The organism is Guyparkeria sp. SB14A (assembly GCF_005096345.1).
GTDB classification, from domain to species: domain Bacteria; phylum Pseudomonadota; class Gammaproteobacteria; order Halothiobacillales; family Halothiobacillaceae; genus Guyparkeria; species Guyparkeria hydrothermalis.
Genome location: NZ_SWAW01000057.1, coordinates 1 through 4,676, shown reverse-complemented (window position 1 = coordinate 4,676; position 4,676 = coordinate 1). Strand labels below are relative to the sequence as shown.

At 69.8% G+C, this 4,676-nt stretch carries 5 protein-coding genes and 1 pseudogene; 5 read left to right on the top strand and 1 reads right to left on the bottom strand.

Features of this window, described 5'->3' with window-relative positions:
- Both FAZ79_RS11520 and FAZ79_RS11175 read left to right on the top strand, forming a co-directional pair.
- Positions 1 to 285: pseudogene (locus FAZ79_RS11520) on the top strand (8-amino-7-oxononanoate synthase); the annotation flags it as partial.
- 175 nt (positions 286 to 460) lie between these two features.
- Positions 461 to 1,117 (top strand): OmpA family protein, encoded by a 657-nt coding sequence (locus tag FAZ79_RS11175; RefSeq protein ID WP_136868037.1) that lies wholly within the window; start codon positions 461 to 463, stop codon positions 1,115 to 1,117.
- Positions 1,118 to 1,151: 34 nt separating this feature from the next.
- On the opposite strand, the gene FAZ79_RS11170 is transcribed toward FAZ79_RS11175, so the two are convergent.
- A complete protein-coding gene (locus tag FAZ79_RS11170) occupies positions 1,152 to 1,643 on the bottom strand; it encodes a DUF192 domain-containing protein (protein WP_136868036.1) in 492 nt (163 codons plus the stop codon).
- 120 nt (positions 1,644 to 1,763) lie between these two features.
- On the opposite strand from FAZ79_RS11170, the gene FAZ79_RS11165 reads away from it, so the two are divergent.
- Genes FAZ79_RS11165 through FAZ79_RS11155 form a run of 3 tightly spaced genes read left to right on the top strand, consistent with a single transcriptional unit; the run spans position 1,764 to position 4,488 of the window.
- Complete coding sequence (locus FAZ79_RS11165) at positions 1,764 to 3,032, top strand: malic enzyme-like NAD(P)-binding protein (protein WP_136868035.1); 1,269 nt, start codon at positions 1,764 to 1,766, stop codon at positions 3,030 to 3,032.
- Positions 3,029 to 3,946: a 5'-3' exonuclease H3TH domain-containing protein gene (locus FAZ79_RS11160; protein ID WP_136868034.1), complete on the top strand. Its 918-nt coding sequence runs from the start codon at positions 3,029 to 3,031 to the stop codon at positions 3,944 to 3,946. The genes FAZ79_RS11165 and FAZ79_RS11160 overlap by 4 nt, the downstream gene beginning before the upstream one ends.
- On the top strand, positions 3,943 to 4,488 hold the full coding sequence (locus FAZ79_RS11155) for a pseudouridine synthase (protein ID WP_136868033.1): 546 nt from the start codon (positions 3,943 to 3,945) through the stop codon (positions 4,486 to 4,488). Before FAZ79_RS11160 ends, FAZ79_RS11155 begins: the two co-directional genes overlap by 4 nt.
- Positions 4,489 to 4,676 lie beyond the last annotated feature (188 nt).

Here is a 4,676-nt window from a genome sequence, read left to right as displayed (position 1 = left end):
CTGGCCGAGCTGGTCGCCCGGTTTCGTGCCGGCGTGGCTGGCCTGGGTGGGCTCGAGCGGATGGCCTCGTCCACGCCGATCCAGCCGCTGGTGGTGGGCGAGGCCGACCGGGCGGTCGCGATGGCCGACCGGCTGGACGCGCGAGGCCTGCTGGTGCCGGCGATCCGTCCCCCGACGGTCCCGGCCGGAGGGTCGCGCCTGCGGGTGACCCTGAGCGCCGCCCACGAGGTGGCCGATGTCGACGCGCTCGTGTCGGCGTTGCGTGAATGCACTAACATCCCCTGACAGGCCCGGCTGGTCCCCCAAGCAAGCTGCATGGGGAACCAACCGGATCTCCGGGGGTCACAGCGGGCGCTGACAGGCCCGCCGACCGGTCGAGCAAGGCCGCGTGACACATTTCGCCGGATCAAAAGCGGTCGAGGGGCCGGCCGATCCGGCCATTATCCAAGGAGAGATGAACATGAAACGCATGACGTTGATCGCCGTTGCCGCCAGTGCGCTGCTTGCCGCTGGCTGTGCGCAGAACCCGTACACCAGCGAACAGGACAAGACCGCCAAGGGGGCGACCATCGGGGCCGGTGCCGGCGCGATTCTCGGTAACGTGATCGCCGGCTCGGGCAACAAGACCGGCGGCACCCTGATCGGTGCCGCGGTAGGCGCCACCGTCGGCGGCCTGGTCGGCCGCCAGATGGACGAGCAGGAACGCCAACTGCGCCAGGAGATGCAGGGCACCGGCGTGGACGTGCAGCGCCAGGGTGACACCATCCGCCTGCAGGCTCCCGAGTCGATCACCTTCGACACCAACAGCGCCGACATCAAGCCGCAGTTCCGCAGCGCGCTCGACCAGCTGGCTCGCTCGATCCAGCAGTACCCGAACACCGTGGTACGCGTCGAGGGTCACACCGACTCGACCGGTTCGGCGAGCTACAACCAGGACCTGTCGCTCAACCGCGCACAGAGCGTCACCAGCTACCTGGCCCGCTCCGGCGTGGACGCGAGCCGCCTGCAGCCGGTCGGCTACGGCTTCAGTCGCCCGATCGCAACCAACGACACCCCCGAGGGTCGTGCGCAGAACCGCCGGGTCGAGATCCTGATCCTGCCGGCTCAGCAGCAGTAAGGCGCGACCTCCGTCTCGACGGCAAAGGCCCCGGTCAGTCCGGGGCCTTTTTCGTGGGCGGTTCGAGCCGTGTGCCCGGTTCCAGCGCCAGGCGGCCGGCCGTGCCGGCGGGCAGTTCCAGCACGTAGCGCGCCGGGCCATGGCTCGGGTAACCGGGGCAGGGATCCTGGCGGCAGGGCGGCACGGCCACGTGCCGGTCCACGACGCGCCAGTCGGCATCCAGATACAGAATGTCGATGGCAAACGAGACGTTCTTCATCCAGAACGAGCGCGGCGCCTCGTCGGGGTAGACGAACAGCATGCCCTGATCGTCTGCCAGCGGCGAGCGGTGCATCAGTCCCCGCTGGCGGCTCGAGGGGGTGGTCGCCAGTTCAATCTCGAAACGCTCGCCGCCCAGCCACATCACCCGCTCGGCACCGTCGTCGGCGGCGGGCGCCCCCCAGGCAAGCCAGGCGATCAGCAGCAACGCGCCCAACAGGAGGGTGGCGGCGAGCGGTCGGGCGGTCAGGGGCGACGAGGCGGACATGCACGCATCATAGCGCCGACGGCGCCTGGAGGCCCGACGATCGTCCTGACTCGCCCGGCGGGCGCTGATAAGATATGCGCCCGTCATTTGCAGCGACACGCCAACACCGTCCAGGCCCCCATGACCCAACGTTCCGATGCCGATCAGCGGCGCCAAGAGGCGCTTGACTACCACGCCTACCCGCAGCCGGGGAAGATCGCCACGGCGATCACCAAGCCCACCGAGACGGCGCGCGATCTCGCCCTGGCCTACTCGCCGGGCGTGGCCGAGCCGGTGCGCGCCATTGCCGCCGACCCGGACGCCGCCTGGCAGTACACCGCGCGCGGCAATCTCGTTGCGGTGATCTCCGACGGCTCGGCGATCCTGGGGCTGGGCGATCTCGGGCCGCTGGCCTCCAAGCCGGTCATGGAGGGCAAGGGCGTGCTGTTCAAGCGCTTCGCCGACATCGACGTGGTCGATCTCGAGGTCGAGGCGGAAAACCCGCAGGCCTTCATCGACACGGTGCGACGGCTCGAGCCGTCGTTCGGTGGCATCAACCTCGAGGACATCTGCGCGCCGCGCTGCTTCGAGATCGAGGCCGCGCTCTCCGAGGCGATGGACATCCCGGTCTTCCACGACGACCAGCACGGCACCGCGATCATCATCGCCGCCGGGCTGACCAATGCCCTGCGCCTGCAGGGCAAGCGCCTCGAGGACGCGAAACTGGTGCTGGTCGGCGCCGGGGCGGCCGGCACGGCCACCCTCAACCTGCTGCTGGACATGGGTCTCAAGCGCGAGCACCTGCTGGTGGTCGATCGCGTCGGCGTGCTCCACGAGGGGCTCGATGACCTGCCCGAGCATCACCGCCGCTTTGCCGCGCAGACCGAGGCGCGCACGCTCGCCGATGCCCTGGTGGGCGCCGATGCCTTTGTCGGCCTGTCGGCGCCCAACCTGATCAGCGAGGAAATGCTCGCCAGCATGGCGGACAAGCCGGTGGTCTTCGCGCTGGCCAACCCGGACCCGGAGATCCTGCCCGAGCTGGCCCACCGGGTGCGCGATGACCTGATCATGGCCACCGGGCGCAGCGACTACCCCAACCAGGTCAACAACGTGCTGGCCTTCCCGTTCATCTTCCGCGGCGCGCTCGATTGTCGCGCCCGGCGGATCACGGCCAACATGAAGATCGCCTGCGTCGAGGCGCTGGCCGCACTCGCCCGCGAGGACGTGCCCGCGTCGGTGCTCAAGGCCTACGATCTCGACGCGATGACCTTCGGCCCCGAGTACATCCTGCCCAAGCCGTTCGACCCGCGCCTGATCGAGCGCCTGCCCGCCGCGGTCGCCAAGGCCGCCGAGGCCGATGGCGTGGCCCGCGCGGCCTACCGCCCGCACCCGATGCCGGTGGCCGGATGACCCAATCCCGCGCCTGGTTGATCGACGCCCACGCCCAGATCTGGCGGGCGTGGCACGTCTACGACAAGGAACGCACCGATCGTGCCGGTCGGCCGGTCAACGCCCTGCTGGGCTTTGCCGACTACCTGCTGGCATTGCTGGAATCGACCTGGCTGCCCAACCAGCCGGCGCCGATCATCGCCGCCATCTTCGACGCCCCCTGCGGGCGCGGGCATCGCCAGGCAATCTATCCCGACTACAAGGGGCATCGCCCGCCGCACCCAACCGATCTCACCGAGCAATTTCCCCGCTGCCGGGACCTGGCGGCCGCGGCGGGTTTCGGCGCGCTGGATCACGCCGGCTTCGAGGCCGACGACGTGATCGGCACGCTGGTCGGCCGGTTGCGCAACCGCGAGCGGGCGGTGACCATCGTGACCGGCGACAAGGATCTTGCCCAGCTATTGGGGCCGGACGACCGCTGGTACAACCCGATGCGCGGCTCGGTCATGGCCTACGGCGACGTCGAGCGCCGCTTCGGTGTGCGTCCGGCGCAGATCGCCGACTGGCTGGCGCTGACCGGGGACGTGGCCGACAACATCCCCGGCGTGCCGGGTATCGGCCCGCGCACCGCCGCCCGGCTGCTGAGGAAGCACGGCTGCATCGACGGCATCTACGACAACCTCTCGGCCGTCTACGGCATGAAGTTTCGCGGCGCGCCACGCGCCCAACGGCTGCTCCAGGAACACGAGGACCAGGTGCGCCTCTCCCGGCGGTTGACCGAGATCGTCTGCGACCTGCCGCTGGCCGAGACCCCGCAGCCCTGGCGTGGGATCGACCGGGATGCCCTGGTTACCCTGCTCGACGCGGCCGGCGCCGACCCGGCGCAGATCGAGCTCTGGGAGGCCTGGAACGCCCCGCTCGTGCGTTCGGCATGACCCTGATCGCCTTCAACAAGCCCTACGACTGCCTCTCGCAGTTCACCCGGGAGCCGGACAGCCCCGCGGCCGCCCTGGCCGACTGGATCGATCGTCCCGGTGTCTATCCCGCCGGCCGGCTCGACCGCGACAGCGAGGGCCTGCTCCTGCTCACCGACGACGGGCGCCTGCAGAACCGCCTGGCCGACCCCCGCCACAAGCTCGCCAAGGTGTATCTCGCCCAGGTCGAGGGCGAGATCGACGAGGCCGCATTGAGCGCCCTGCGCGAGGGCGTGACCCTCAAGGACGGCCCCACGCGTCCGGCGGGTGCCGAGCGGGTCGACGAGCCCGACTGGCTCTGGCCGCGCAATCCGCCGGTGCGTTACCGCAAGAGCGTGCCGACCAGCTGGGTCGAGATCACCCTGCGCGAGGGGCGCAATCGCCAGGTGCGGCGCATGACCGCCCACGTCGGCTTTCCCACCCTACGCCTGATCCGGGTGGCGATCGGGCCCTACCGCCTCGATGGACTCGCCCCGGGGGAATGGCGCGAACTGAGCGCCTGAGGGGCCGTTGCCAGACGGCTGCGTCGCGATCACTCCCGCTCCGTGATTTTCCGAGCCGTTCGCTAGGTGTGATCTCTCAACAGGTTGTCCACGGAACCCATCCAATGGATGCTGAGTTTGCCGACCAAGCAATCCATGACAGGAGGGTCCCGTGGACATCCATCAGAATGCCGCGCTAACACCTCGAG

Bases quoted from the DNA above. Each gene is read 5' to 3' on its own strand.
- FAZ79_RS11175 (WP_136868037.1), top strand. From the start codon at position 461: ATGAAACGCATGACGTTGATCGCCGTTGCCGCCAGTGCGCTGCTTGCC.
- FAZ79_RS11170 (WP_136868036.1), bottom strand. From the start codon at position 1,643: ATGTCCGCCTCGTCGCCCCTGACCGCCCGACCGCTCGCCGCCACCCTC.
- FAZ79_RS11165 (WP_136868035.1), top strand. From the start codon at position 1,764: ATGACCCAACGTTCCGATGCCGATCAGCGGCGCCAAGAGGCGCTTGAC.
- FAZ79_RS11160 (WP_136868034.1), top strand. From the start codon at position 3,029: ATGACCCAATCCCGCGCCTGGTTGATCGACGCCCACGCCCAGATCTGG.
- FAZ79_RS11155 (WP_136868033.1), top strand. From the start codon at position 3,943: ATGACCCTGATCGCCTTCAACAAGCCCTACGACTGCCTCTCGCAGTTC.